Source organism: Pseudomonas sp. UC 17F4 (genome assembly GCF_900101695.1).
Classification (GTDB): Bacteria; Pseudomonadota; Gammaproteobacteria; order Pseudomonadales; family Pseudomonadaceae; genus Aquipseudomonas.
This window is the reverse complement of the sequence record NZ_FNKV01000001.1, coordinates 3,990,392-4,013,260: the sequence shown is the minus strand read 5'-3', so window position 1 is coordinate 4,013,260 and position 22,869 is coordinate 3,990,392. Positions and strand designations below refer to the sequence as shown.

Below are 22,869 nucleotides of genomic sequence, written 5' to 3'. Positions count from 1 at the left end.
TCTTGGGGGAGCGGGCTTGACCCGCGATGGTTTTCAAGCCTCAAAAGTCATAACTGACACTCGCATAGTAAAACGCTCCCTGCGCCCCCTCCGGCGAGGTAATCGAATACTTCGGCACCCCATACAACTGCGGCCCATCAAGCTTGTCCGGATGGCTGTCGAACAGGTTGATCGCGCCTACCGATAATTTCAGCCCCTGGTCGAAGCTGTAGCTCAGGTCCAGGTCGGTGATCCACTGCGCGCTGAAGGTCTGGTCCAGGTCCGGGTTGCTGCTGTTCAGGCTCTGCCACTCGCCATAGCGGCGCTGGGTCAGGGTCACGCCCCAGTTCTCGTACAGCCAGTTGGCGCTCAAGGTCAGTTTGTCTTCCGGCGTGCCGTGTTCGATCAGGCCTTGGGTGGCGCGGCCGACGATCTGCTCGCCGCTGATGCCGCCGACATCGCGCAGCTCGGTGATCCGCGTGCGGGTCTTGGCAAAGCCTGCGTTGAGGTTGAGCCGGCCAAACTGCTGCAAGTCCCACTGGTACTGCCCGGCCAGCTCGACGCCGTCGGTGCGGGTGTCGGCGATGTTGGTGTAGAACGCCGCGCTCTGGATGTTGGCGTAGGGCGTGCCGGCAAAGATCGGCCCGACCACGTTGCCCGGCAGCTGGTCGGAGAGGGTGATGCGGTTGTCGATATCGATGCGGTAAGCGTCGAGGGTCACTGAGGCATTGCTCAGTGGCCGCCAGACCAGCCCCAGCGACAGGTTGGTGGACTCTTCCGGCTTCAACGCCCGGCCACCCAGCAAGGCCGCTTCCGGGCTGTCGGCGCGCAGGGTGCGCTGCTGCACCTCGACCCAGTTGCCGCTGCCCGAAGGCTGCTCGACTACCTGCACACTGAACGACGAAAGGCCGCTCTGCACCAGCGACGGCGCGCGGTAGCCGGAGCTGATGCTGCCGCGCGCGGCAATCTGCGGGGTGAAGTCGTAGCGCAGCGACAGCTTGCCGTTGGTGGTGTCGCCAAAGTCCGAATAGTGCTCGGAACGCACCGCCACCCCGGCCTGGAACTTGTCGGTGATCTGCCCTTCAACATCGACATAGGCACCGAGCACCTTGCGCTCAAGCGAGGCGGCATCGACCTGGGTGATGCCAGCGTAGTAACCGGGAATGCGCCGGCCAGTGAGCGGGTCGAGGGTGTTGAACAGCGGCCCGTTCTGCCAGCCGGCCGCTTCGCCGGCACTCAGGCTGTAGTGCTCCTTGCGCCAGGCCAGGCCCGCCGACAGGGTCAGCGGCCTGGCCAGCAGGTCGGTGGGGAAGTCGCGGACCCAGTCCAGGGTCAGGTTGGTCTGCTCGTTCTCGCGCTCGCCGGTGTAGATTTTATCCGGGCTGGCGTTGCCCCAGCTGGGGTTGATGGCATTGCGGTCGGTGGATTTGAGCGTGTCGTTGCCGTAGTTGGCGGCCAGGTCGAACTTGCCCAGGTGTTCGTCTTCGTAACGCAGGCCACCCGTCACGGCGTAGTCTTCGAGGTTGTAGCGGGTGATCGGCAGGCGCCCGTCCGGGTAGCGCTGCAGGGCCACGCTGGCGTAGTTGTTGCGCAGGGTGGTCGGCGGGTCGAAGAAGCCTTCGGCGTCGGTGTTCTTGTGCGCGTAGGTGGCAAAGCCGTAGGCGCTCAGGCCGTCGCCGATGCCCAGCTCGCTGTTGGCCACCAGGTTGTACTGGTCCGAGACATTGCCCGAGCCCCAGTTCCAGGTGCGGTAGCGGTTGTTCTGTTCGCGCTCGCTGTTGATGTTGGTCGAGCCTGGGTAAAAGATCCGGTTGTCCGGGCGGGTGTCGCTGGCCGGGTCCTGGCTGCCGGCATCGAAAATCAGGTTGAGAAAGCCATCGTTGGGCAGCGCCAGGCCTTTCCAGCCGCTGAGCTTGCGCTGCAGGCCGTCGCCCTTGGCGTAGCCGCCGAAGCGATTGCCGAGGTTGCCACCGGCGTCGTTCTCTTTGAGCACGATGTTGATCACCCCGGCGATGGCATCCGAGCCGTACTGGGCGGCGGCGCCGTCACGCAGGATCTCCACCCGTGAGATGGCGCTCAACGGGATCAGGCTCAAGTCCACCGCCGCCGCGCCGCGACCGTTGGCCAGGCCCTGGCGGGTGACGTTGGCGCTGCTGTGGCGGCGCTTGCCGTTGACCAGCACCAAGACCTGGTCGGAGGCCAGGCCGCGCAACGAGGCGCCCTGGGCGATGGAGCCGGCAAAGGCGCCTTGCGGCGACTGCGGGAAGCTGAACGAAGGCGACAGCGCGGTGAGCGCCCCGGACAAATCCTGGGCGCCGGTTTCCTGCAACTGCTCGGCGCTGAGCACATCCACCGGGGCGGCGCTCTGCAGGGCGGTGACATCACTGCGGCGGGTGCCGACCACCACCACGGTGTCGAGCTTGCTGTCGCTGGCGCCCGGCGCCTGGGCGTAAACGCCGGGCGCGCCGAAGCCGCCGATGACCAGCGCGATGGCGCCAGCCAAGGGGGTAGGTCGGAACATGGGAACAGACTCCTGTAAGGCAGAAAGGATGCAGCGATCAGAACCGGCTGGTGACACTCAGGCCCACGGTGCGCGGGTCGCCATAGGTGATCACGTACTGGCCGGCGGTGCCGTTGGGGCGGCCGTGAACCTGGTAGCGGCGGTCGGTGAGGTTATTGACGAAACCGGTGACGCTGAGCTTTTCATCCGGGCTGAACCAGGTCAGGCGGCTGTTGGCCAGGGTGTAGTGCGCCTGGTTGAGCGGCTGGTCGGCGCTGCTCTGGCGGTCGGCCAGAAAGTACTCGCGGTCACGGAAGCTGACATCGGCACCGGCCACCAGCTTGCCGCCGACTTCCAGCGGGATGGTGTAGTCGCCGCCCAGCGACACCACGTAACGCGGCGAGCGCACGAAGCTGTTGCCGCTGTAGTCGGCGGTCACCGCGCCGGTGGTGGGGTTGGTGTTCTTGAAGTCGGTGTACTCGGTGTCGAGGAACGACAGCGCCGCGCGCAGGTGCAGGTAGTCGGTCGGCTGGCCTTCGAGCTCAAGCTCGGCGCCCTTGACCTTGCCCTTGGCGCCGTTGGTCAGCGCGGTGGTGAGGATGCCGTTGTTGACCGTCAGCAGGTTGACCTGGATGTCCTGGTAGTCGTAGTAGAACAGGTTGGCGTTGACTGTCAGGCGGTGGTCGAGCCATTCAGACTTCAGGCCCAGCTCGTAGGCGTCCAGCTCTTCCGGATCGACCGTGGTCAACTGCGCAAGGCTGGTGGATAGACCGGTGTTGAAACCGCCGGAACGAAAACCATGGGCATAACGGAAGAACACCCGCAGGTTGTCGTTGATGCGGTACTCGGGGGTCAGGTCGTAAGTCCAGGCGTCCCAGCGCTTGGCCTCTTCCTGAGAGCCGTTGCTGCCGCTGGCGGTCAGCGGGATCAGCGGGCCGTTGGCAGTGGCGCGGGTCAATTGCACCAGGTCAAGGTCGATGTCCTTTTTCTCGGTGGTCCAGCGCAGGCCACCGGTAACGGTCAGGTTGTCGCTCAGGTCGTAGGCGAGGTTGCCGAACAGCGCGTAGCTGTCGGTTTTGTGGGTGTAGCTCAGGTCACGAAAATCCACCGTGCCGCCGGTCTGGTTGGAACCGGTGCCGTTGGGCGTAGGCCCCGGGGTGACGGTGCGCAAGGCGCTGCTGTCGAGGGTTTCGTGGAAGTAGTGGGCGCCGAGCATCCAGCGCAGGGTTTCCTGTTGCGGCGAGGCCAGGCGAAATTCCTGGGAGTACTGGTCGTAACGGTTGTCGCTGTCGGCGGCGCCGTTGACTTCATAGGGGGTGTAGTCGGCGTCGCTGAGTTGCTGGTTGCGGATGTAGTCGTAGGCGGTGATCGAGGTCAGCTTGTAGTCGCCGATGTCCCAGTTCAGGGTCAGCGAGGTGCCGTTGTGGTCGAGCTTGGCATCTTCATCGACGTTCAGCTCGATGCGCCGGCCTTCCGGGCGCTGGTAGCCGACGTTGTAGTAGCGCCCCAGCGTCAGCGAACCGCTGCTGCCATCGCCCTTGAACTGGCGGCCGTGGACCTTCCACAGCGCTTGAAGGTCAGGGTTGAGCCTGGCCAGGAACTGCACACGCACGGCCTTCTTGTTGACGTCGCCGTAGGTCTGGTCGTTGCTCAGGTTGTGGGTGAAGCCATCGCGCTCTTCGGAGTACAGCGACACCCTTGCTGCCAGGCGCTCATCGACCAGGGCGCCGCCGATGGCGCCACTGAGGATTCGCTCGTTCTTGCTGCCAAAGCCGAGGGTGCCGAAGCCGTCGGTGTCGAAGCCCGGCTTCTTGGAGATGATGTTCACCGCGCCTGCGGTGGTGTTCTTGCCATACAGGGTGCCTTGCGGGCCGCGCAGGATCTCGATGCGCTCAAGGTCGAACAACGGGCCGCCGCCGGCCACCGGGGCATTGAGGTAGACGTCGTCGGCGTAGATACCCACCGGGTAGACGGTGGCGGCGCCGGTGTCGCCGGTGCCCAGGCCGCGAATGTACCAGCGCGGGCGACCATCGCCGTCGGGGTTCTTCGCCGAGGCGTTGGGGATGAAGGTGGTGATATCGCCCATGGCGCGCACGCCGTCGGCGGTGATGCTGCTGCCTTGTACCGCAGTGACCGCCACTGGCACTTCCTGCAGGGTTTCTTCGCGGTGCTGGGCGGTGACCGTAACGGTTTTCAGCGCCGGTGTAGTGCTGGTGTTGTCTTCGGCCCTGAGCAGCTCCGACTGGCTGGCCAGCAGGATGCTCAGGCCGATGCCTTTGGCGATTGGGTTAAGTGTGTGCATGCTGCTGGTCTCCCCGGATGTGCAGTTGAAGGGGATAGAGCAGGGTTTGTGCCATGTTTGTATCTTGTTGTATTTAAAGGATTTTATTGGGTTTTTTAGCGGTGGCTGCTAGTTATTCAGCAGGGGGGTGTGGAATGCCTGTTGCTGGGGCAGCAATCGCGGGGCAAGTCGGGGCGCCGCACCGCCGCTCCTACAGGGTGGGCGGCGGTGCGGCGACCCGACTTGCCCCGCGATCAGGTAGCGACCCGCGAAGTAGAGCCGATCACCGCCTCCAGCACACTGAAATCAATCCACTCACGCACATCGAAACGCCGCGGTATAAAGTCCCAGCGATGGAGAAAATCGGTGAAGTCCTGCAACGCCTCGATCGAGCGGCCATCGAGGGTGGTGCGCAAGCGCCGGTGGGCGTCCTCGCCATAGGCCGCTGCCACCCAGTACTCGCTGGTGTTCAGCTCGCGGGCAAGATAGCGCCGGGTTTCATCGGCATTGGCCCAGGCCCACTGCTCGGTACGCAGCAGCACATCAACGATGCGCTTGCAGGCACCGAAGTGCTGCTCCAGCAGGTTGATGTCCACGGTCAGGGTCCGCGGCGTGCCGTTGTTGGCGCGAATCAGCGGATCAGGGTGGGAGCCGGTGTCGATCACTACCCGCAGGCCGAATTCGTGGGCCAGTTGCAGGGCCGTGGCGCCCTTTAAAAAGATCGCGTCGATATCGCCGCGCAGTAGGCCGATCAGCTCGTTGTTGCGGCGGCTGACGCGGTTGACGCCGAGGGTCACCGCCGCGCCATGCACATGAGTGACCTGTTCATCGCTGTGGGTGCCGCCGTAGGGGTAGTCGACCAGCTCGACATCGGCGACGTTCAGGCCTTCGAGCTTCAGCGCGTTCTCCAGCCCGCGCAGGGCCTGGGCGCGGGTGAAGTCGATCTGCACGTTGGCCCATTTCGGCAGGCCGAAGCGGCGGTTCTTGAGGTCGCGCACGGTGCGTACGCCGCTGTCTTCGGTGGTCAGGATCAACTGCACTTCATCGGCCCAGCTCAGGCCCAGCACGCGGGTCTGCACGCCGCTGGCGTAGGCCCAGATCGCCGGGATGTTGCCGCCGTGGCGCACCGAGTTGCGCAGGTGATGGTCGTAATGGGCTTCGCGCACTTCGCGCTCGCTCGATTCGCGCAGCGACTGGATCGAGGTGCCCAGCGGCTGGAAGGCTTCGGCCAGGCGCCCGCTTTGCACGGCGATGCCAAGGCCGGTGGGCACCGGGCTGTGGGTGTACCAGAGGGTATCGAGGGGTGTGCTCATTGTCGGTTCTAGTCCTTGTCAGGTGGCCGGTTAGCCGGCCAGTGCGGTATGCAGCCCGTCCATGGGGCGGCGGTCGATCCATTGGCGTACATCGAACGCCGTGCGGATAAAGCGCCAGCGCCGCAGGAAGGTCACGAAGTCCTGCAGTGCGGCGATGGCCTGTTCGTCGAGGGCGGTGCGCAAGCGCAGGTGCGCGTCTTCGCCGTAGGCGCGGCTGACCCAGTACTCGCTGCTGTTGGTTTCCAGCGCCAGGTAGCGGCGGGTCTGCTCTGGGTGCTGATGGGCCCAGGCTTCGGCGCGCAGGACGCTGTCGAGCACTTGGGTGGCCACCGGCAGGTGCTGGTCGAGCAGCGCCTGGTCGACCGTCAGGGTGCGCGGCGTGCCGTTGTTGCTGCGCATCAGCGGATCGGGGTGGGCGCCGATGTCCAGTAATGTGCGCAGACCGAAATCATGGGTCTGCTGCACGGCGCTGGCGCCCTTGAGAAAGATCGCATCGACTTCACCGCGCAGCAGGCCGATCAGCTCCAGGTTGCGCGCCTCGTCACTGCTGGCCACGCTGCTGCCGGCAACAACGCGCAGCGGGCTGTCACTGAAACCGCTGTCGTAGCGGTAGTTGACCAGCTGCAAGTCGCCTACCTGCAAGCCCTCGAGTTTCAGCGCGTTCTCCAGCCCGCGCAGGGCCTGTGCGCGGGTGAAGTCAATCTGCGCGCGGGCGCGGTCGGGCAGGCCGAAGCGCTTGCCGGCCAGTTGCCTGATGCTGTGAATGGCGCTGTCGACGCGGGTCAGGATCAACTGCGCCTCATCGGCCCAGGACAGCCCGATCAGGCGCGTCTCGCGGCCCTGGGCGCGGGCCCAGATTGCTGGAATGCTGCCGCCATGACGCACCGAGTGGCGCAGGCTGTGATCGAAGTGCGACTCGCGCACCGCAGCATCGTCGGCCTCGCGAATCGACTGCACCTGGGTGCCAAGCGTGTGCAGGCTGTCCTGCAGCCAGCCTTGCTGAACGGCAATGCCCAGGCCCGTGGGCACCGGGCAGCGGGTGTACCAGAGGGTATCGAGGGGTGTGCTCATGTCGGGCTCCGGTCAGGCGCTGGCGGTCAGCGGCAGGCTGGCCAGCGGCGCCTGGCGCACCAGCGGCAGCACCTCCTGGCCGATGCGCAAGGCTTCTTCCAGGTGCGGATTGCCGGCCAGGATGAAGGTCGAGAAACCGGCGTCGCGGTATTCGGCCAGGCGTTCGGCGATGTTCTCGTGGCTGCCCACCAGGCCCACGGTCGGACCAGGCTTGGCCTTGGCAAAACCGGCCCAGAGGTTGGCGCCGATGATCAGGTCGTCGAAGCGCTGGATGTTCTGGTGATAGGCGGTTTGCCGCGCGCCACCCACCGAGTCGCTGGCGCTGGTGAAGGCCCTGGAGACGGCGCTGGGCTTGCCTTCGAGCTTGTCGAACTGGCGGCGCAGGTCGCGCCAGGCGGCGTCTTCGGTTTCACGCGCGAACAGGTCGACGCGCAGGCCGAAGCGCACCGTGCGCCCTTGCTTGTCGGCAAGCTCGCGTACCCGCTCGATGTGCGGCTTGAGCTGCTCAACCGGCTCGGCCCAGTTCAGGTACACGTCGGCGTGGCGGGCGGCGACTTCCAGCGCCGGCTCGGAGAAGCCAGAGAAGTACACCCCCGGCTTGCGTTCGTTACCCAGGTGCGGCGGCAGTGCGCCGTTTTCCAGGCGGTAGATGTCGCCGTCGTAAGAGAAGCGCTCGTTGCTCCACAAACCCTGGATGATGTCGAGGAACTCGCCGGTACGCTTGTAGCGCTGGTCGTGGTCGAGAAAGTCGCCCTGGGCGCGCTGGCTGGCCGGGTTGCCGCCGGTGATGATGTTCCAGTCCAGGCGCCCGTGGCTCAGGTGCTGGAGGATTGCCGCCTGCTGCGCGGCGTAGGCGGGCAGGGTCCAGGTGGCCTGGAAAGCGATCAGAAAGCGCAGGCGGCGGGTTTCCCGGGCCAGGGCCGCGGCGGCGATCCACGGCTCGGGGCCGGTGGGCAGCAGCGCGCCTTCAAAGCCTGCAAGTTCTGCGGCCTTGGCCACCTGGGCGATGTAGTCGATGTAGGTGAAACCATCGGCGCTGCCGTCCTGCAACAGGCCGGGAGCGATATGCCCGGGGCTGCGGCTGAAACTGCCGCGGTTGTGCTTGTCGGTGCTCAGTTGCGGGCCGTCGGTGCCCAGGGGCAGACGCCAGAAGAATTCGGTGCTCATGGCTGTTCCTCGATGAAGGTAGAGACAGCGGTGCAACGCCCATGCCACGCCGCGCGGGCCCGTAATCATTGGGGGTTGGCGGCAGGGGTGTTGCCAGGGCAGCAACCGGTCAGCAGTGGCTGCGGCGGTTGCAGCACAAAGCATCGCGGGTCAAGCATTGACCTTGTGGGAGCGGCGGTGCGGCGCTCCGACTTGACCCGCGAAAGGCCTCAACCAACCTGTAACTCGGCACCGTGCTGATACCGCCGATACAACGCCGCATAATCGCCACCCTTGGCCAGCAACTGCTGATGCGGCCCTTGCTCGACCAGCTTGCCCTCGCGAATCAGCACGATGCGGTCGGCATCGCGAATGGTCGCCAGGCGGTGGGCGATGATGATCGCCGTGCGCCCCTCGCACAGGCGCCGAAGCGCCCGCTGGATGCGCCGCTCGGTGTGCACATCGACCGCCGAGGTGGCCTCGTCGAGCACCAGCACCGCCGGGTCCGCCAGGTAGGCGCGCACCAGGCACACCAGCTGGCGCTGGCCCTGGCTGAGGTGGCTGCCCAGCGGCCCGACCTGGGTGTCATAGCGATGCGCCAGGCGCTCCAGCACCTCGTCGGCGCCCAGCTCGCGCACCGCGTCAATCAGCGTGTCGTCATCGGCATGCGGCGCGGCCAGGCGCAGGTTGTCGAGGATGCTGCCGTTGAACAGCACGTTGTCCTGCAGTACCACGCCAACGTGGCGGCGCAACTGTTGCTGGCTGAGCTGGCGAATATCGACGCCATCGAGGGTCACCGCGCCGTGATCAACTTCGTAGAAGCGTGTGAGCAACTGCACCAGGGTGCTCTTGCCATGCCCGGACGGGCCGACAATCGCCAGCACTTCACCGGCATTGATGCGCAGGTTGAGGCCGTCGATCACCGGCCGGGTGGGTTGCGGCAAATAGGCAAAGCGCACCTGCTGAAAATGCACCTCGCCGCGTGCCGCGGGCAAGTCCACCGGGGCAACCGGGTCGACAATCTGCGGCGCGGTGTCGAGCAACAGGAAGATCCGCTGAGCCGAGGCGGAACCGGTGGCATAGCGTTCGAACAGGTCGGTCAGTTCTTGCAATGGCCCAAGGAACAGCATCACGTAGAACAGGCTTTCGCCGACCTGGCCGACCGTGACCGTGCCCTTGGCCAGGCTGTAGCCGCCGACCAGCACCAGCACCGCCATGCCGGCGGCGCTGAGCAGCGCGGTAAAGGGCGCGAACCAGCCCGAGCGCAGGCTGCCGATGATCAGCGCTTCGTTGAAGTCGTGCAGCAGTTGTGTGTAACGCTTAAGGTTCGGCGCCTGCTGGCCGGTCTGCTGTAGCAGGCGCACGCCGCTGACGCTCTCGACCAGGTGCGCGGTGAAGCGGCTGCGCTGTTCGGCGACCTTGGCCCAGTTGCGCTGGGCGATGCGCTTGAACGCCCAGGTCGCCGCCAGCAGCAGCGGCACGCTGCCGATCAGGCTGAAGAAGAACAGCGGCTCGATCAGCCACAGCATCACCGCCGCCAGGCTGCAGCGCAGCAGGGCGCCGAGCAGTTCCGGCGGGCCCTGGATCAGCAGCGGCTCCAGGGCATCGACATCGCGGTCGGCGCGGGAAATGATACGCCCGGCGCGGGTGCGGTCGAAGTAACCGACGCTCAAGGCCTGGACGTGGGCAAACACCCGCACCCGCAATTGGTTGAGCACCTGGATCGCCGCGCTGCCGGCGATATACTGCGATACCCCGGCCAGCACAAAGCGCCCCAGCCAACTGGCCGCCAGGCCCAGCCCCAGCCACAGCACCAGCGGCTGGTCGAGCAGCCAGCGATTGCCGTCGTGGATCAGACCGCGGTCGAGCAGTTCACGAACGAACCAGGGCCGCAGGAACACGGTAAACACCAGCAGCAGCTCCAGGCCGATGACCCAGGCGATCTGATTGCGCACCGGCCGCAACAACGGCAGCAGGCGCTGGAACATGCTGCGATCGAGGGCTTTTTTTGCCAGCAGCTCTTCGATCTCGATATCGCTCAGGGCGTTGCCCGGCAGTGGCTTAGCCATGGTCGATCCCCAGCAGGTCACGGTAAGTCGGGTTGCGCTGCAGCAGTTGCGCGTGGGTGCCGCTGTCGGCGATGGCGCCGTGGTCGAGCAGCAGCACACGGTCGGCGCGTTGCACGGTGGAAACCTTGCTGGCGATCAACAGCAGGGTGGTGGCGCTTGCCTGCTGGCGCAGGTTGTCCAGCACCCGGCCTTCGCTCAGCGCATCCAGGGCGCTGGTGGCATCGTCCAGGCAGAGAATGGCCGGCGCCGCGAGCAAGGCCCGGGCCAGGCACAAGCGCTGGCGCTGGCCGCCCGAGAGGGTTACGCCGCGATCGCCGAGCGGGCTGTCGAGGCCTGCGGGCAGGCGTTCGAGGATGTCGTCGGCAGCAGCCTGGTGCAGGGCCTGGAGCAGTTGCGGGTCGCTGGCGTCGGGCGCACTCAGGCGCAGGTTGGCGGCCAGGCTGTCGGCAAACAGAAAACTCTCCTGGGGCAGCACATGCACGCGCCGGCGCAGGTCGCGCAGCTCCAGGTTGCGAATGTCCTGCCAACCGGACTGCGCGTTGCCGAGCAGCACACGGCCCTGGGCAACATCGCTCAGGCGTGGCAACAGGCTGGCCAGCAGGCTCTTGCCGGTGCCGGTGGCGCCGACCAGGGCGACGGTTTCACCGGGGGCCAGCTCGAACGAGCAGTGACGCAGGATCGCCTGGCCACCGCCAGGGGCGGCGACACTGACGTCTTCAAGTCTCAGCCCCAGCGGCCCCTCGGGCAGGCGCTGACTGCCGCCGACAATCGCCGCCGGCGCATCGAGCAACTGCCAGATCCGCCCGGCCGAGGCGCGGGCGTCGGCGAAGGTCTGCATCACCCGGCCGATGCCTTCGATGCGAAATACCAGGGTGGTGGCGATCAGCAGCGACGTGACCAGTTCGCCAATGCCGATCCGGCCGGCGGCGACCAATTGCGCGCCCACCACCAGTATCCACACATGCCCCAGCGCCACCACCGCTTGCGGCAGTGGAATCCGCGAACTGGCGTAGGCCAGGGCCTGGCGTGCCAGGCTGCTGAACTGCAGGACCTGACGCTCGAAGCCGTCGATGCGCTGGGCTTGCAGGCCGAACGACTTGATCACCCGTACCGCGCCAATGCCTTCAGCGAGGTCCTGGTTGACCCGGTCGTAGGCGGCGCCGACCGCGCGGTCGAGGCTGACCAGGCGCTCGGTCTGCACTACGAATATCCACACACCGATCACCGTCAGCAGCAGCGGCCCGAGCGCCAGCCACGGGTGGTACCAGGCCAGCAGGCCGACGGTGGCGAGTATCACCAGCGGCGTTTCGACCAGCTGGCGCCAGAAGCTCACCAGTGCATCGCGGACCTTGTCGGCATCGCGGGTGGTGCGGGTGACCATCTCGCCCATGCCGTGCTGCCAGTGATAGCCCAGGTGCAGGCGCAGCACCTGCTCCAGCAGGCGCTCGCGCAGGCGCGTGAGCAGCGCCTGGCCAAGGATCAGCGAGCCGATGGCGGCGGCGTACTGCAGCAGCGCGCGGCCCAGGGCCACGCCGAGGATCAGCCAGAACCAGCCCCAGGCGCGCTGACCGTCGAGGCTGCCATCGGCCAGGCGCTGCACCGCCGTGCCGGCGCTGACCTCGTTGAGGGCGTGGCCGATCAGCCATTGTTGCCAGACCAGGCCAAGGTTGATGGAAACGAACAGCCCGGCGACCAGGGCGAAACGCCAGGGCATTTCACCGTAGATCGCCAGGCTGCGCAGCAGCGGGTGTCGAGGGCTCATGAAGGACTCGCGGCAGGAGGAAAGTGTGTGCTCAGCGGTTGGCGCCGGCCTTTTGCTTGGCATTGAGGATGGCGGTGTATTCGCCGGGGTCGATGCCGTTGAGGTAGTAGTTGCCGACGTGGTGCAGGCGCCAGCGGATCGGGTCGTGGGTGGTGTGCACCCGGGCGTTGCGCCAGAAACGGTCGAGGTTCCACTTGCTCAAGGATGAGCTGGCGCCGAGCAGCGAGAAGATGTCGCTGGAGATCTTCAGCGCAGCGCCATCGGAATGGGCGCGGGCGCTGGCCACCGAAAGGATCAGCTCGTCTTGCAGGGCCTTGTTGTCCGGGTCCTGCTCGTGGGCGTCGAAGGTTCGCGCGGCGTCGCGCAGCAGTGATTCGGCGGCGCGCAGGGCCACCGCGTACTCGCCGATCTGGCGAATGATGTGCGGCTCGTCGCTGGCCCGTTCCACCTCGCTCTCGACCCACGGCCGGGCGTGCTGGTTAAGGTAGTCGATGCCGGCCTGCAGGGCGCCGGCGGCGATACCGGTGTCGATGGCGGCGTGAAGGATCTGCGGGAAGGTCAGGCCGGTGCGCTTCATCGGGCCCTGGCGGCGCAGCACGTAGCGCTCGTCCAGCTCGATGTTGTCGAAGATTACCGTGCCGCTGACCGAGTTGTTCTGGCCGAAGGCGTCCCAGTCATCGACCAGGGTCAGGCCGGGCGTGTCGCGCTGCAGCAGCACGCCGGCGCCGCCGTCATCGCTGGCGGCGGTCAGCGAGATCCACTCGGCCAGGTAGGCGCCGGTGGAGTAGAACTTGCTGCCGTTGAGGATCAGCTTGCCATCGGCGCGGCGCTCGACCCGGGTCTTGAGGGCGAACTTGTTCTTGCCGCCGACCTCGGCCAGGGCATTGCCCAGGCGCTTGCCGGCCAGTACATCGGCGATCAGCCGATCACGCACGGCATCCGGGTAGCCGCTGAGCACGCCGCGCAGCATCACGTTGTGAATCTGCAGCAACTGGCCGACGCCGCCGTCGGCGCGGGAGATGATCCGCACGGTCTCGACGATGGTCTCGACCGACGCGCCCAGGCCGCCGAGCGCTGTCGGTACGCCGATGGCGGTGATGCCGCTGTCGGACAATAACTGCGCCTGGCGCCGGGGCAGTTCGCGGTTGAGCAACGGGTCGGCAGCGAGGGCGGCGATTTGCTCGGCAATTTCATGGGCCGCGGCGATGGCCTGGGCGGGGCTGTGCAGGCGATGGGGCAGGGTACTCACGATAGGGCTTCCTTGAATGAACAGGTACCCAGGGCCTTGAGCAGGTTCTGTGCCAGTGGCGGCAAAGCCCCGTGGGGCAGGGCTTGCGGCGTTTTTGCCGGTGCCGGGTGTTGCTGGGGCAGCAGTAAGCCGGTGATTGTTGCTCTGGCAGCAGCAGGCTTGCGGCCCGACTGCTGGCAGATCAGCAGTCGCGCCTTGCGGCAAGGGGCAAAGCCCAATGAAATCAGGGCTTTGCCGAGTTGGCACGGGCGCTGCAATAGCTCAGGCACAGGCCACCTGGCCGATTCGATCCGCTTGATGGAGCATGCCCATGACAATCGCCGCCACCTTGCCACTGCCCAGCGCAACCACGCTTGAGCAACTCTGGTTCACCCGCTGCCCGGTGCCGACCGCTTCCGGCATCGCCTACACCCTGGGCTGGCTCACGGAAGAATTCGCCGCCGACGGCCTGCCGGTAGAAACCCTGCAGGAAGTCCGGCAACTGGGTCATCACCACTACGATCACCAACTGCCCGGGCTGTTTCGCGAGGGCGGTAACGTGCCGGCGTTGGCCGCCCGCGCCGCCGGTGCACCGAGCCGGCTGATCGGCCTGACCTGGATCGAGGAATGGCAGACCATCCTGGTGCGCCCGGATTCGGGCATTCGCAGCGCCGCCGACCTCAAGGGCAAGCGCCTGGCGCTACCGGCCTGGGGCGCCAACCGCCCCGGCAGCATCGCCCGGGCCATGAGCCTGCACGGCTACAAGGGCGCGCTGAGCCTGGCCGGGCTGAGCTTCGATGATGTCCAGCTGGTGGAGGTGGCGCTGCAGTCCCAGGACGATGCACCGACCCCGCAGCAGGGCCTGCAACGCCTGTGGTCGGGCCTGGATTACCTGGTGCGCGGCGAGGTCGATGCGGTCTACGTCAAGGGCGCTGCCGCCGCCGATGCCGCCCGGCGCCTGGGCCTGGTGGTGGGCATTGACCTGGACCAGATCACAGACCCACGCTATCGCATCAACAACGGCACGCCACGGCCGATCACCGTGCACCAGAGCCTGCTCGACGATCACTTCGAGCTGGTGGTGCGCTTTCTTGCCCAGACCCTGCGCGCCGCCGACTGGGCCCGCGACAACCGCGACGGCCTGCTGCGCATCCTCCAGGACGAAACCCGCGCCGGTGCCGAAGGCGTCGATCAAGCCTACCGCGGCGACTTTCATACCACCCTGGCCCCGGACCTTTCGGCCGAACGCCTGGCGTACCTCGACATCCAGAAAACCTTCCTCAACCTGCACGGCTTTCTCGAAGCCGATTTTGCCCTGGCCGACTGGGTCGACCCGCGTCCACTGCAAGCCGCCCAGCAACTGCTGGCTGAACGCCGCGCCCGCGCTTAAAGGAGCATTGCCATGACCGTACTGACCACCGAGCACCTGATCGACGCCGAGCTGCAAACCTTCATCGAGCAGGTGCTCGACGAGGCCGGGCAGGCCTTCACCGTGTTCCGCGAAACCAACACCATCACCGCCAACGGCACCGTCGGCTTTATCGAACGGGTACCGGGGCGCGAGCTGCTGGTGTCGGTCAACTACCCGGGGCCGTGGGAGTACCGCAAACCGCTGCAGGCCACGGTCAGCGACCTGGCCGGCAACCTGGTGCATGGCCAGGGCAAGGGTGGCCTGGGCCGTTACGCCAAACTGTTCCGCGAGCAGGCGCAGATCACCACGGTGTCGCATGTGCACTCGCCGTACCTCGGCGCCTGGGCCCAGACCCAGCGCACCTTGCCGTTCAACTACGTGCCGGTGCAGCGCTTCCAGCTGGCCCGCGAGCTGCCGACCTACATCGACCGGCGCCAGGACGAGGTCGATTTCATCCTCGAACGCCTGGCCGAGAACCCCTTCACCCCGGCCATCCTTGAAGCCAACGGTGGCGCCACGGTGTGGGGCCAGCAGGGCCTGCGCGCCACTGCCGAGTTCATCGTGCTGCTGGAGGAGGGCGCGCAACTGCAACTGCTGGCCGAAGCCATCGGCGGCTCGCGGCCCTTCGGCCCGGGCGTGCTCACCCAGCAATGGAAGATGAGCAGGCTGATCGACAAGGCCAGCGAGCTGGGCCTGATTCCCGCCACCGACCGCATTCGCGCCTGAGGAAAGACCATGGCAGTGAAAATTCTCTGGTACCTGACCAGCCCCGATGGCCCCTATCCGTGGGAAGCCCAGGGGCGCTGGAAAACCGATTTCGCCCACCTCAAGCAACTGGCGGTGGCCAGCGATCGCCTGGGTTACTACGGCTCGCTGCTGGGTTCAAGCCCCAACGAAAGCCTGGCAGTGGCCGCCGCGCTGATCGACGCCACCGAGCGCCTGCGTTTTCTGGTGGCCCAGCATCCGGGCGAGCTGTCGCCGGCGGTGCTGGCCAAGTGGGCGCTGACTTTTGACGAGTTCTCCAACGGCCGCCTGTTGTTCAACGTGGTCAACGGCAGCGACGCCGGCCTGGCCACCCTCGGCGTGCATTACCCGCACGACGAGCGCTACCAGTTCAGCCTGGAATACTGGCGCGCGTTCCAGAGTATTTATACCGGCGAAACCGCAGGCTTTGACGGTCAGTACGTCAAGCTGGCGCCGCGCCCGGCTGCGGCGGCACGTCACCCGCTGGGCGGCTGGCACCCGCCAAAACGCGCCAGCGTGCCGCTGTGGGGCGCCGGCACCTCGGGCCCGGGCGTGGCTCATGCGGTGCAACTGCTGGACGTTTACTTGAGTTTTGCCGACACCCCGCCAAAGCTTGGCGACAAGTTCCGCCGGGTAGCGGCAGAGGCGGCGAAGATCGGCCGCGAACTGACCTTTGGCACGCGCCTGCAGATCATCGTGCGCGAAACCGAGGAAGAGGCCTGGGCCCACGCCGAAAAACTGCTGCAGCAGACTTCGCTGGCCACCGCCCGCGCCGCCATCGAACGCCAGTTGCCGCCCGGGCAGAGCCTGGAGACCTTCAGCAGTGACAACCCGCAGATCCAGCGCAATGTGCAGAGCATTCGCGACGGCCGCCTGCCCACCGCGCGGGAGCTTGAGATCTATCCCAACGTCTGGACCGGCCCGAGCCTGTTCGGTTTCAACATTCTCGGCCCGGCGGCCGGTACCTACCTGGTCGGCAGCGCCGAGCAGGTGGCCGAACGGATTCGCGAGTACGAGGCCCAGGGCACCTCGGCGTTCATCCTCTCGGGCTTCCCGCTGATTGATGAAGCCCACCGGGTCGCCGACCTGCTGTTCCCCTTGCTCGACCTGGACCACGGTTTCGACATTGCGCACCTGAGTGTGCGCACGGTTGCCGAACCGGCTTAAGGAGTTGCCCATGCCAAACGAATTTTCCCGCCGGGTGTTTCTCGGCAACAGCCTGGCCGTCGGTGGCGGCCTGTTGCTCGGCTCCAGTTTGCTCACAGGTTGCGGCGCCGGCGAGCCGGCGGTGGTCGGCGCCATCAGCCGGCCCACCCAGCCGGTGCGTGGCGGGCGCTTGCGGGTTGGCATCATCGACGGCGACCAGGCCGGCAATCTTGATGCCCACAAGCCGTCTGGCGGCGGGATCATTCGCGGCTGGGCGTTGTACAGCAAGTTCTGGGAGTGGAACGACGACGTCAGCACGCGCCTGGGCCTGGCCGAGTTCGCCGAGCCCAACGCCGATGCCAGCGCCTGGACCATCCGCATCAAGCCGGGCCTGGAGTTCCACCATGGCAAGAGCATCACTGCCGACGACATGCTGTTTTCGATCCTGCGCCTGACCGACCCGAAACTGGCCTCGCCGTTTGCCGGGCTGGTCGGTGCCATCGACCGCCAGGCCTTGCGCAAGCTCGATGAGCGTACCATCGAGATCCGCTTCAAGCAGGGCCGCAGCTTCTTCCCGCTGGACGAAACCCTGATTGCCTTCGGCGCTATCGTGCCGACCGATTACGATCCGCTAAGCAACCCGGTGGGGGCGGGGCCGTACCGGCTGAAAAGCTTCGTGCCAGGCCAGCGCGCGCTGTTCACCCGCTTCGAGAATTACTACAAACCCAACCAGCCCTACGCTGACGAGCTGGAGATCATCGAATTCAAGGACCAGGTGTCGCGGGTCGCCGCCCTGCGCGCCGGGCAGATCGACGTCGCCAGCGGTGTGCAGGCCGAGCACAGCGCCCTGATCAAGGCCGACCCACGCTTGCAACTGGTGGTCTCGCCCACCACCTCGTTCAGCGGCTTCAACCTCAACACCGCCAAGGCGCCGTTCCAGGACGAGCGGGTGCGTCAGGCCTTTCGCCTGCTGGCCGATCGGCAAGAGCTGATCGGCCGTGGCCTGAATGGTTTCGGGCGCATCGCCAACGACCTGTATTCGCCGCAAGACCCGACCTACAACCACGCTATCGCCCAGCGCGGCTACGACCTCGACCAGGCCCGCTCGCTGCTGCGCCAGGCCGGTGCCACCGACCTGCGCGTCGAGCTGACCACCACCGCCAACGAAGTCAACGCCGCGCTGGTGTTCGCTCAACAGGCGAAGAAGGCCGGGGTCCAGGTCAAGGTCACACCCGTGGACAGCTCGGTGTTCAACGGCCCGCAGAAAGAGCAGTGGCTGATGTCGCCAGGCTCCACGCCTGCCCGTGGCTTCCTGGCCACCGGCCTGCACAACGACGCGCCGCTGGCGATCTACAACCGCAGCAATTTTCGCGATGAGCGTTTCTCCGAGCTGTTCACCCAGGCCCTTGGCCAGCCCGACCTTGAGCGGCGCAAGCAACTGGTGCACGAGGCCCAGAGCATCCAGCACCAACGCGGCGGCTTGCTGATCTGGGGCTTTACCGACGTGCTCGATGCCGCCTCCAGCAAGGTCGGCGGCTTGCACGGCGAACAGACCACCTTCGCCTCCTGGCGCTTTGACAGCCTGTGGTTGAACCATGCCTGAACCGTGCGCACGAACTTCCCGACTGCCTGCCTGGCTGCCCTGGTTCATCGGCCGCCTGGGCTACGGCCTGCTTACCGCCTGGGTTATCAGCCTGGTGGTGTTCATCGCCACCCAGGCATTGCCGTCGGACCCGGCGCGGGTCATCCTCGGCCCCGAGGCGCCGCTGCAAAGCGTGCTGACCCTGCGCGAGCAACTGGGCCTGAACCGGCCGATCCTGGTGCAGTATTGCAGCTGGCTTGGCCAGGTGCTGCGCGGTGACTTGGGCATCTCGCTGGACTCCAGCCAGCCGGTGGCCTCGATCATTTTCAGCCGCTTCGGCAATACCCTGGCGCTGCTGGCCGGCGTGCTGGTACTGGTGGTGCCGCTGGCCTTGGGCATCGGCGTCAGCCTGGCTTTGCGCCGCGACAGCCGCCTGGACCGTTTTGGCCTGTCGGCGCTGATCTTCCTTAAAGCCACGCCTGGGTTCTTGCTGGCCATCGGCCTGGTGCTGCTGTTCTCCATGCCCCAGGTCAACCTGCTGCCGGCGGTGTCGATCCTTGATCCGGACAAGGCCCTGTGGCAGCAGCTTGAGTACCTGCTGCTGCCGATCTTCGCGTTGAGCCTGTCGTCGCTGCCGTACCTGGCGCGCATGGTCCGCGCCTCGATGATCGAAGCGCTGGAGTCGGACTACGTCAGCGCGGCGCGCCTGCGCGGCATCGCCGAATGGCGCATCGTCTGGCGCCACACCTTGCCCAATGCCCTGGTGCCGGCGATCCAGGGCGTGGCCCTGACCCTGCGCACCTTGATCGGCGGCGCCTTGCTTGCCGAGGTGATCTTCAGCTACCCGGGCATCGGCACCCAGCTCAACAGCGCGATCCAGATGCGCGACCTGCCGCTGGTGCAGGGCGTGGTGCTGGTGATCACCCTCGGGGTGGTGCTGATCAACCTGGTGGCCGACCTGCTCACCGTGCTGCTGACCCCAAAACTGCGCACCGCCCGCCGTGCCACCCTGATCCAGCGCAACCGCCGTGGTATCCAGAGTTGGTGGCGGCGCCCGGCAGCCAAAGCCCCTTGAGAGGAATCGCCCATGTTCAATTCACGCTGGTGGCGTGAGCCGCAGATTCGCCGCGGCGCCCTGGTGACCCTGGCCATTGTCCTCCTGGCGCTGTTCGGGCCGTGGCTGGCGCCCCATGCGCCCACCGACATGGTCGGCGGGGTGTACGGCACGCCGGCAACGGATGCGCCGCTGGGCCATGATTTTCTTGGCCATGACGTGCTGTCGCGGTTGCTCAATGGCGGCCTGTCGATTTTGTGGATGTCGTTGGCGGCAGCGGCGATTGCTTTGGTCGTCGGCACCGTACTGGGTCTGCTGGCCGGTCTGTCGCGCCAGCGCCTGGACCAGGCGATCACCTGGCTTGCGGATGTCTGGCTGGCGTTCCCCGACCTGATCCTGGTGCTGTTGATCGTCTCGATGCTCGGCCGCGCGCCGTGGCTGATCGTGCTTACCGTGGCCATTGCCTTCACCCCCGGGGTGATCCGACTGGCCCGGGGTAGCGCGGTAGCGGTGGCCAGCCAGGAGTTCGTCGAGGCGGCGCAGATGATGGGCTTTTCGCGCACGCGCATCCTTGTGCGCGAGATCCTGCCCAACGTGCTCACGCCGTTGCTGGTGCACTTTGGCAACATGCTCACCTGGGGCATCGGCATGCTCTCGGGCCTCAGTTACCTGGGGTACGGCGTGGCGCCGCCGGCTGCCGACTGGGGCCTGATGATCAATGAAAACCAGGCTGGCCTGCTGGTTCAGCCCTGGGCGGTATTGGCCCCGGCGCTGCTGATCGGGGTGTTCGCCTACGGCACCAACATCTTCGCCGAAGGCATTGCCCGGCACAGCGCGGGAGAGCGCCGATGAATTCCTATGCGCCATCGCGGGTCAAGCCCGCTCCCACAGGCTTGACCCGCGAAAAGCCGGCCCTGCGGGTGCAAAACCTGCGGGTTGAACTCAACACAAGCGCCGACATCATCGACCACATCAACTTCAGCCTGGCCCCCGGTGAAATCCTCGGCCTGGTCGGTGAGTCCGGCTCGGGCAAGACCACCCTGGCCACCGCCTTGCTGGCCCACGCCCGGCGCGGTGCACGGATTGCCACCGGGCAGATCGCGGTCGCCGACGTCAGCCTCCTTGAGCTGCGCGGCGAAGCCCTGCGCCAGGCCCGTGGCGGGCTGATCGGCTACGTCGCCCAGGACCCGGCGCAAGCCCTCAACCCGGCGCTGCGCATCGGCCGCTTGTTGCTGGAAACCCTGCACGCCCACGAACCGCAATTGGCAAAGGAGGCGCAGCAACAGCGCCTGCAGCAGACCCTGATAGACGTCGGCCTGCCGGGCGACGCCGAGTTCCTGCGGCGCTTCCCTCATCAGTTGTCTGGCGGCCAGCAACAGCGGGTGATGCTTGCCCTGGCCTTCGTGTTGCGTCCACGGCTGATCGTCCTCGACGAGCCGACCACGGCGCTGGACGTCAGCACCCAGGCGCACATCCTGCAAACCCTGCGCCGGCTGTGCAAGGAGCAGGGCGTGGCGGCGGTGTACGTGTCCCACGACCTGGCGGTGATCAAGGACCTGGTCGACCGGGTGATGGTCATGTACGCCGGGCGCATCGTCGAAGTCGCCAGCCGCGAACGGCTGTTCGCCCGCCCCAGCCACCCTTACACCCTGGGCTTGCTGGCGGCGATTCCAGACGTTGCCCGCCAGCACCCGCTGCAAGCAATTCCCGGCCATGCCCCGGCGCCGGGCCAGCGTGCCCATGGCTGCGCGTTTGCGCCGCGCTGCCCACGGCGAACGGCTGCCTGTGAACAGGCCGAGCCGGGCTTGCAAACCCTCGAGGCGCAGCAACAGGTCGCTTGCCTGCATCCGCAGCTTGAGGCACCAGCACCGATCGCGGCGCTGCAGGTTCGGGCGATTCGCGCCGATCAGGCACCGCTGCTGGCGATCAGCAATCTGAACCTCAGCTACGACCGCCAGGTGCTGTTCGACCTGGCCCTCGACGTGCAGGCAGGCGAATGCCTGGCGGTGGTCGGCGAGTCTGGCTCGGGCAAGACCAGCCTGGCCCGCACCCTGGCAGGCCTTGGCGACAACGCCAGCGGTGAGCTGCGTTTCGACGGCCAGCCGTTGAGCCTGCTGGCCCGGCAGCGGCCCAGCGCCAGCCGACATCGCATCCAGTATGTTTTTCAGAACCCGTACCGCGCCCTGAACCCCCGGCAGACCGTGGCCCAGTGCCTGCAGGCGCCGCTGGAGCACTTCTTCAAACTCAAGGGCCAGGCCTGCCGGGCGCGTATCGAGGCGGCCCTGCAGCGGGTGGCCTTACCCGCCTCGGTGGCTGACAAGTACCCCCATCACCTCTCCGGTGGCGAGCGCCAGCGGGTGGCGATTGCCCGCGCGCTAGTGTGCGAACCCAGCGTGCTGATCTGCGATGAAGTGACCTCGGCGCTGGACGTTTCGGTGCAGGCGGCGATCCTGGCGTTGCTCAAGCAACTGCAAGGCGAAGGTATGACCCTGGTGTTCGTCACCCACGACCTGGGGGTGGTGCGGGCGATTGCCGATCGGGTGGTGGTGATCCAGCAGGGGCGCATCGTTGAGCAGGGCCCGGTGGATCAGGTGCTGGACAGACCGGCAGACCGCTACACCCAGAGCCTGCTGGCCCATACGCCACGCCTGGCGGCGGTCTAGCGGCTGCGCCAGGGCGCGCCGTGGGCAAAGCGCGCCTCGATCCACTGCTTGAAGGCGAGGGTCGCGGCGCTGTTGTAGCGGGCGCCGGGGCGCACCAGGTAAATGCCGGCGTCGGCATCCAGCTGCCAGTCGGGCAGCACCCGCAGCAGGCGGCCGCTGTCGAGGTCGTGCTGCATCAGCCAGTCGCCACCGGCAAGGATGCCAACCCCGGCCCGGGCGGCGGTCAGCAGCGCTTCGTTGTCGTTGCTGACCAGCGAGCCGCGCACTTTAACCGTGTGTTGCTGGCCCAGACCGGCCAGGCGCCACTCCGGGTACGAACGCAGGCCGGTAAAACCCAGGCAGTTATGCCCGGCGAGGTCGGCCGGGGTTTGCGGCTGGCCGTGCTGTTGCAGGTAGGCTGGCGCTGCGCAGAGGATACGCCGGTGCTCACAGAGCTTGCGCGCCACCAGGCGGCTGTCGGCCAGCTCGCCAATGCGGATCGCCGCATCGAAGCCTTCGGCGACGATATCGACAAAACGTTCGGCGTATTCGGTCTCAAGCTGCACCTGGGGAAACGCCAGGGCAAACTCGGCAAGCATCGGGCTCAGCCACAGCCGGCCCATGGACGAGGGCAGGGCGATGCGCAGGCGCCCGCGCACCTGGGTCGCACCTTCGGCGGCTTCGCGCTCGGCCTCGCTGATCAGGCTGGCGGCCTGGCGCAGGCGCTCGACCAGGCGTGCGCCTTCGTCGGTGAAGCGCAACTGGCGGGTGGTGCGCTCGACCAGGCGAATGCCTAAGCGCTGTTCCAGGGCCCCGAGGCGCTTGGACAGCACCGACGGGTGGCGCTGCAGCGTGCGCCCGGCAGCGGCAAACGAGCCGTGCTCGAACAGCGCCAGGAGGGTGGCAAGCTCATCGGCCTGGCGACTGTCGAACGGGTCCAT

Annotated in this window: 17 protein-coding genes; 7 read left to right on the top strand and 10 right to left on the bottom strand. The window is 66.7% G+C overall.

The features are described 5' to 3' along the window. Positions 1 to 40 precede the first annotated feature (40 nt). From BLR26_RS18190 to BLR26_RS18150, 9 genes are all read right to left on the bottom strand, one after another. The gene (locus BLR26_RS18190) at positions 41 to 2,500 is read right to left on the bottom strand and encodes a TonB-dependent receptor plug domain-containing protein (protein WP_093383613.1); all 2,460 of its coding nucleotides are present in this window, start codon (positions 2,498 to 2,500) and stop codon (positions 41 to 43) included. 37 nt (positions 2,501 to 2,537) lie between these two features. After that, on the bottom strand, positions 2,538 to 4,781 hold the full coding sequence (locus tag BLR26_RS18185) for a TonB-dependent receptor (protein WP_093383608.1): 2,244 nt from the start codon (positions 4,779 to 4,781) through the stop codon (positions 2,538 to 2,540). 233 nt (positions 4,782 to 5,014) lie between these two features. Further along, positions 5,015 to 6,073, bottom strand: a complete 1,059-nt coding sequence (locus BLR26_RS18180) for an ABC transporter substrate-binding protein (RefSeq protein WP_045198597.1) — start codon at positions 6,071 to 6,073, stop codon at positions 5,015 to 5,017. Between the two features lie 30 nt (positions 6,074 to 6,103). After that, on the bottom strand, positions 6,104 to 7,144 hold the full coding sequence (locus BLR26_RS18175; protein WP_093383603.1) for an ABC transporter substrate-binding protein: 1,041 nt from the start codon (positions 7,142 to 7,144) through the stop codon (positions 6,104 to 6,106). Between the two features lie 12 nt (positions 7,145 to 7,156). Continuing rightward, a complete protein-coding gene (locus BLR26_RS18170) occupies positions 7,157 to 8,311 on the bottom strand; it encodes an LLM class flavin-dependent oxidoreductase (protein WP_093383598.1) in 1,155 nt (384 codons plus the stop codon). 209 nt (positions 8,312 to 8,520) lie between these two features. Beyond that, complete coding sequence (locus BLR26_RS18165) at positions 8,521 to 10,359, bottom strand: ABC transporter ATP-binding protein (protein WP_093383592.1); 1,839 nt, start codon at positions 10,357 to 10,359, stop codon at positions 8,521 to 8,523. After that, the gene (locus tag BLR26_RS18160; RefSeq protein WP_093383586.1) at positions 10,352 to 12,121 is read right to left on the bottom strand and encodes an ABC transporter ATP-binding protein; all 1,770 of its coding nucleotides are present in this window, start codon (positions 12,119 to 12,121) and stop codon (positions 10,352 to 10,354) included. The genes BLR26_RS18165 and BLR26_RS18160 overlap by 8 nt, the downstream gene beginning before the upstream one ends. Before the next feature lie 31 nt (positions 12,122 to 12,152). Continuing rightward, the gene (locus tag BLR26_RS18155) at positions 12,153 to 13,370 is read right to left on the bottom strand and encodes an acyl-CoA dehydrogenase family protein (protein ID WP_093383581.1); all 1,218 of its coding nucleotides are present in this window, start codon (positions 13,368 to 13,370) and stop codon (positions 12,153 to 12,155) included. Next, positions 13,367 to 13,639, bottom strand: coding sequence for a hypothetical protein (locus tag BLR26_RS18150; RefSeq protein WP_143013291.1), 273 nt, complete (start codon positions 13,637 to 13,639; stop codon positions 13,367 to 13,369). Before BLR26_RS18150 ends, BLR26_RS18155 begins: the two co-directional genes overlap by 4 nt. A 41-nt stretch (positions 13,640 to 13,680) precedes the next feature. On the opposite strand from BLR26_RS18150, the gene BLR26_RS18145 reads away from it, so the two are divergent. Genes BLR26_RS18145 through BLR26_RS18115 form a run of 7 tightly spaced genes read left to right on the top strand, consistent with a single transcriptional unit; the run spans position 13,681 to position 21,949 of the window. Further along, positions 13,681 to 14,739, top strand: coding sequence for an ABC transporter substrate-binding protein (locus BLR26_RS18145; protein WP_093383571.1), 1,059 nt, complete (start codon positions 13,681 to 13,683; stop codon positions 14,737 to 14,739). Between the two features lie 12 nt (positions 14,740 to 14,751). Next, complete coding sequence (locus BLR26_RS18140; protein WP_045198608.1) at positions 14,752 to 15,486, top strand: class II aldolase/adducin family protein; 735 nt, start codon at positions 14,752 to 14,754, stop codon at positions 15,484 to 15,486. A gap of 9 nt (positions 15,487 to 15,495) precedes the next feature. After that, a complete protein-coding gene (locus tag BLR26_RS18135; RefSeq protein ID WP_093383566.1) occupies positions 15,496 to 16,671 on the top strand; it encodes an LLM class flavin-dependent oxidoreductase in 1,176 nt (391 codons plus the stop codon). A 10-nt stretch (positions 16,672 to 16,681) separates the two neighbouring features. Continuing rightward, positions 16,682 to 18,253 carry an ABC transporter substrate-binding protein gene (locus tag BLR26_RS18130; protein ID WP_093383562.1) on the top strand — a complete coding sequence of 524 codons (1,572 nt, stop codon included), beginning with the start codon at positions 16,682 to 16,684 and terminating at the stop codon, positions 18,251 to 18,253. Next, a complete protein-coding gene (locus BLR26_RS18125) occupies positions 18,246 to 19,307 on the top strand; it encodes an ABC transporter permease (protein ID WP_093383558.1) in 1,062 nt (353 codons plus the stop codon). The genes BLR26_RS18130 and BLR26_RS18125 overlap by 8 nt, the downstream gene beginning before the upstream one ends. 12 nt (positions 19,308 to 19,319) lie before the next feature. Further along, positions 19,320 to 20,138, top strand: coding sequence for an ABC transporter permease (locus BLR26_RS18120; protein ID WP_093383553.1), 819 nt, complete (start codon positions 19,320 to 19,322; stop codon positions 20,136 to 20,138). Beyond that, positions 20,135 to 21,949, top strand: coding sequence for a dipeptide ABC transporter ATP-binding protein (locus tag BLR26_RS18115; RefSeq protein WP_093383549.1), 1,815 nt, complete (start codon positions 20,135 to 20,137; stop codon positions 21,947 to 21,949). The genes BLR26_RS18120 and BLR26_RS18115 overlap by 4 nt, the downstream gene beginning before the upstream one ends. On the opposite strand, the gene BLR26_RS18110 is transcribed toward BLR26_RS18115, so the two are convergent. After that, positions 21,946 to 22,869 (bottom strand): LysR family transcriptional regulator, encoded by a 924-nt coding sequence (locus BLR26_RS18110; RefSeq protein ID WP_093383544.1) that lies wholly within the window; start codon positions 22,867 to 22,869, stop codon positions 21,946 to 21,948. The genes BLR26_RS18115 and BLR26_RS18110 overlap by 4 nt on opposite strands.

Excerpts from the sequence above, each read along its gene's own strand:
- BLR26_RS18120 (WP_093383553.1), top strand. The coding sequence starts at position 19,320 with ATGTTCAATTCACGCTGGTGGCGTGAGCCGCAGATTCGCCGCGGCGCC.
- BLR26_RS18125 (WP_093383558.1), top strand. The coding sequence starts at position 18,246 with ATGCCTGAACCGTGCGCACGAACTTCCCGACTGCCTGCCTGGCTGCCC.
- BLR26_RS18160 (WP_093383586.1), bottom strand. The coding sequence starts at position 12,121 with ATGAGCCCTCGACACCCGCTGCTGCGCAGCCTGGCGATCTACGGTGAA.
- BLR26_RS18115 (WP_093383549.1), top strand. The coding sequence starts at position 20,135 with ATGAATTCCTATGCGCCATCGCGGGTCAAGCCCGCTCCCACAGGCTTG.
- BLR26_RS18130 (WP_093383562.1), top strand. The coding sequence starts at position 16,682 with ATGCCAAACGAATTTTCCCGCCGGGTGTTTCTCGGCAACAGCCTGGCC.
- BLR26_RS18180 (WP_045198597.1), bottom strand. The coding sequence starts at position 6,073 with ATGAGCACACCCCTCGATACCCTCTGGTACACCCACAGCCCGGTGCCC.
- BLR26_RS18190 (WP_093383613.1), bottom strand. The coding sequence starts at position 2,500 with ATGTTCCGACCTACCCCCTTGGCTGGCGCCATCGCGCTGGTCATCGGC.
- BLR26_RS18175 (WP_093383603.1), bottom strand. The coding sequence starts at position 7,144 with ATGAGCACACCCCTCGATACCCTCTGGTACACCCGCTGCCCGGTGCCC.
- BLR26_RS18140 (WP_045198608.1), top strand. The coding sequence starts at position 14,752 with ATGACCGTACTGACCACCGAGCACCTGATCGACGCCGAGCTGCAAACC.
- BLR26_RS18185 (WP_093383608.1), bottom strand. The coding sequence starts at position 4,781 with ATGCACACACTTAACCCAATCGCCAAAGGCATCGGCCTGAGCATCCTG.
- BLR26_RS18170 (WP_093383598.1), bottom strand. The coding sequence starts at position 8,311 with ATGAGCACCGAATTCTTCTGGCGTCTGCCCCTGGGCACCGACGGCCCG.
- BLR26_RS18110 (WP_093383544.1), bottom strand. The coding sequence starts at position 22,869 with ATGGACCCGTTCGACAGTCGCCAGGCCGATGAGCTTGCCACCCTCCTG.
- BLR26_RS18135 (WP_093383566.1), top strand. The coding sequence starts at position 15,496 with ATGGCAGTGAAAATTCTCTGGTACCTGACCAGCCCCGATGGCCCCTAT.
- BLR26_RS18165 (WP_093383592.1), bottom strand. The coding sequence starts at position 10,359 with ATGGCTAAGCCACTGCCGGGCAACGCCCTGAGCGATATCGAGATCGAA.
- BLR26_RS18145 (WP_093383571.1), top strand. The coding sequence starts at position 13,681 with ATGACAATCGCCGCCACCTTGCCACTGCCCAGCGCAACCACGCTTGAG.